This window comes from Austwickia chelonae NBRC 105200 (genome assembly GCF_000298175.1).
Lineage (GTDB): Bacteria > Actinomycetota > Actinomycetes > Actinomycetales > Dermatophilaceae > Austwickia > Austwickia chelonae.
In genome coordinates this window covers 1-3077 of the sequence record NZ_BAGZ01000029.1, presented here as the reverse complement: position 1 = coordinate 3077, position 3077 = coordinate 1, and the positions used below count along the sequence as shown (strand labels likewise).

At 66.0% G+C, this 3077-nt stretch carries 5 protein-coding genes; 4 read left to right on the top strand and 1 reads right to left on the bottom strand.

The window, feature by feature from the left end:
- Nucleotides 1–169: 169 nt before the first annotated feature.
- Nucleotides 170–505, bottom strand: a complete 336-nt coding sequence (locus AUCHE_RS15330) for a hypothetical protein (protein WP_162137269.1) — start codon at nt 503–505, stop codon at nt 170–172.
- Between the two features lie 149 nt (nt 506–654).
- Here AUCHE_RS15330 and AUCHE_RS16855 point away from each other — a divergent pair, with 149 nt between their 5' ends.
- The 4 genes from AUCHE_RS16855 to AUCHE_RS15310 form a co-directional block, all read left to right on the top strand.
- Nucleotides 655–792, top strand: a complete 138-nt coding sequence (locus tag AUCHE_RS16855) for a hypothetical protein (protein WP_155889087.1) — start codon at nt 655–657, stop codon at nt 790–792.
- A 42-nt stretch (nt 793–834) separates the two neighbouring features.
- Complete coding sequence (locus tag AUCHE_RS15320) at nt 835–1644, top strand: hypothetical protein (protein WP_162137268.1); 810 nt, start codon at nt 835–837, stop codon at nt 1642–1644.
- Entirely contained in the window at nt 1644–2111 is a 468-nt protein-coding gene (locus tag AUCHE_RS15315; RefSeq protein WP_006504241.1) for a hypothetical protein, read from the top strand. The genes AUCHE_RS15320 and AUCHE_RS15315 overlap by 1 nt, the downstream gene beginning before the upstream one ends.
- Nucleotides 2112–2191: 80 nt before the next feature.
- Nucleotides 2192–3077 (top strand): S8 family peptidase (locus AUCHE_RS15310; protein ID WP_246785326.1); only part of this gene is annotated, 886 nt, incomplete at its 3' end.

Sequence of the window (3077 nt, the reverse complement as noted above, 5' to 3'; positions counted from 1 at the left end):
TGCCGGAGGAGTGGGTTGTGGTGAGTGGTGCTCGTGAGGGTGCGTATGAGGGGATGCGTGCGGTGGAGTTGAAGGCTGTGGTGGAGAGTGTGCGGCCGGGGGAGATGGGGGTGGCGGTGGATGCTTTTAGGAAGGCGTCTGCTGAGGTGGAGCGGTTGTCGGGGGATTTTCAGTCGAAGTTGGTGGGGTTGTCGGGTGTGGGGTGGCGTGGGGAGGCTGCGGCGGCGGCGGTGTCGCGGACGTTGGAGACGTCGGGGTCGGGGCGTGGGGTGGCGTCGTCGTCGGGTTCTGCGGGTGGGGCGGTGGGGGATTTTCGGCAGGTGATGGAGCGGTTTAAGGGGGAGGTTGCGGGGTTGCCTGCGCCGGAGGCGGTGTATGTGAAGCCGCGGGTGGGTGTGGGTGGTTTGTTGGGGCGGGTGCGGGGTTCTGTGGAGTATTGGTGGGCGCGTCGGGAGGAGGAGGCGGCGCGTGAGGTGTTGTTGGCGAAGGTGAAGGAGATGGACAAGGCGGCCAAGGATCACGGGGATCGTGTCGAACGGGTGAGTTGGGCTGATTTGCCTGTTAATGATCTGGCTGATTTGCCGGCGTCGTTGCCTGTGGATGGGGGGTCGTCGGGGGTGCCGTCGTCGGGGGATGGGCCGGTGAGGGGGCCTGGTGGTTCTGGTCGGTCGGGGTCTGGTGGGGTTGGGGTGTGGCCGGGTGGTCCTGGTGGCGGGGGCAGTGCTGGTGGTGTTGGTGGTGGTGTGTCTGGGGTGCCGAGTAGTCCTGGTCTGCCGGGTGGTTCGGGTGTAGTACCGGGTGGTTCGGGTGGCTCAGGGGGTGCGGGTCTGCCGGGTGTTCCAGGTAGTCCGGGTGGTTCTGGTGGGGGTGTGGTGCCGGGGTTGCCGGGTCCGGGTGGTGGGGGTGTGTTTGCTCCGGTGGGGGTGGCGCCGTTGCCTCCGGGTGGTCCGGGGTTGCCGGGTGGTGTGGGGGTGTTGCCTCCGGGTGGGGTTCCTGGTGGGGTTCCGGGTGGTCCGGGGGTGCCGGGTGGGTCGGGGTTTTTCCCGCCGGGTGGGGTGGTGCCGGGGGTGCCTGGTGGGGTGCGTCCGGGTTTCCCGGGTGGTTCTGGCATCGGTGGTGCTGGTGGGGGTTGGGCTCGGGGTGTTGGTGGGTTCGGTAGCGGACCTGGGGGTGTTGGCGCGGGCAGTCCCGGTGGTGCTGGTGGTGTTGGGTCTGGTGGGGGTTGGGCTCGGGGGAGCGCCGGTGGTGTGGGTGCCGGTGCTGGTGGTGCTGGCAGTGCTGGTGGTGTGGGTGGTGTCGGCTCGGGTGGTGCTGGGTCTGCTGGGTCTGGTGGTTGGGCTCGGGGTACCGGTGCCGGTGCCGGTGCTGGTGGTTCGGGTGGTTTTGGGTCGGGTGGGCCTGGTGGTGTGGGTGGTGGTTCTGGGGTGGGTTCTGCTGCGGGTGGTCGTGGTGGGGTTGGTCAGGGTGGTTTGCCGGTGGGTGGGGCTGGTGCTGGTGGGGAGCGTGATCGTGGGTTGCGGGCTCGGCCGGAGTTTTTGGTGGCTTCGGATGAGGTGTGGGGGGATACGGAGTTGGTGGCGCCGCCGGTGTTGGGGGATGAGTGAGTTGGTTGGTGTGGTGTGTGGCGAAAGGGTGTGTGGGTGATGTCTGAGTCGAGTGTGGGTGTGAGTGTGGGGTCGTGTTCGTCGGGGAGTGTGCCGGCGGGGGGTGTGGGTTCGTGTTCGGAGGTGTCTGCGGCGCGGGGTGAGGGTTTCCGGGTGGAGTTGGGGGCTTATCGCCAGGCGTATCAGGATTTGTATGCCTTGTATGAGAAGTTGCAGGCCGCGAAGGTCGAGGTGATCGAGGCGAAAGCGAAGGTGGAAGCGGCCCAACCCGGCGGCCAGCTCGTCGAGGTCCAACAGGGTTGGACGAACGCTTGTCAGGCGGCGGTGAAGTTGGAGGAGAACGTGGTGAAGCTGGAGGGGATGGTGAATCGGGTGTTGCGGGGTTTGGTGGAGTCGCATGCGGCATATGCCCAGGCTGAGGCGCAGGGTCGGGCTGGGTTGGCGCGGGTTGGGGTGGATGCGCAGACGAAGCAGTCCTTCGAATGGAAAGAGAAGGACGATTTGTGAGTTTCCGGTGAGGGTGGCTGCCGGGGTTTTGCCCCGGCGGCTGTGGTTGTTGGTGTGGGTTGGGTGAGGGTGTGGGTGTGATGGTGGCTCGGGTGTGTGTGGGTGTGTTGGCGGGTGTGTTGGTGGTGTTGCCGGTGTCGGCGGCGTCAGCGACGGTGGGGGCAGTGCCGGTGGTGGGGGCTTCGGAGGCGGAGCAGCGGGCGGCTGCGGCGGCGAAGCGGGGGGTGGCGCGGGAGTTGTCGTGGTGGATTACCGGGTTGGGGGTGGACCGATCGGTGACCGTGTCGCGGGGTGCGGGGGTGAAGGTGTGTGTGATCGATTCGGGGATCGATGCGACGCATCAGGATCTGGTGGGGGTGCGTTTTGAAGGCGGTACGGATGTGTCGGGGAAGGGGGCTCCTGATGGGTTGAAACCGGATACTGATCATGGGACGGGGATGGCGGCGTATATCGCTGGTCGGGGGTCTGGTCCGGGACGGTCGCAGGGGATTATCGGGGCAGCACCGGACGCGACGATTATTTCGGTGTCCAGCAGTGTTTTCGGAATGACTCAGGGGGAGGTGGTGGTGAAGTCGATTCGGTATTGCCTGGCGCAAGGGGCGAAGGTGATCAATATGTCTCAGGCCGGCGGGTTGGATAACGAGAAGACGCGGGCTTTTATTGAGGCTCAGGAGAAGGATGTCGTCATTGTGGTGGCGGCGGGGAATGATGGGCAGACTGAGAGAACGGCGTGGCGGGAGGCTTTTGGGGCTTTGCAGGTGGGTGGGGTGACGGCGGATTTGCAGATTCATCCGAAGTCGAATCGGGGTATTTATAAGAAGGATGGGTTGGTGTATGGGCAGGGGAATGGGGTGTGTGGGCCGTTTGCGGTGAAGGTGGGGGAGCCGATTCCGGGGGCTTCGCCGAGTGGGGGGTATAGCAAGCATGGTGGTGCGACGTCGGGGGCGACGGCGGTGGTGTCGGGGG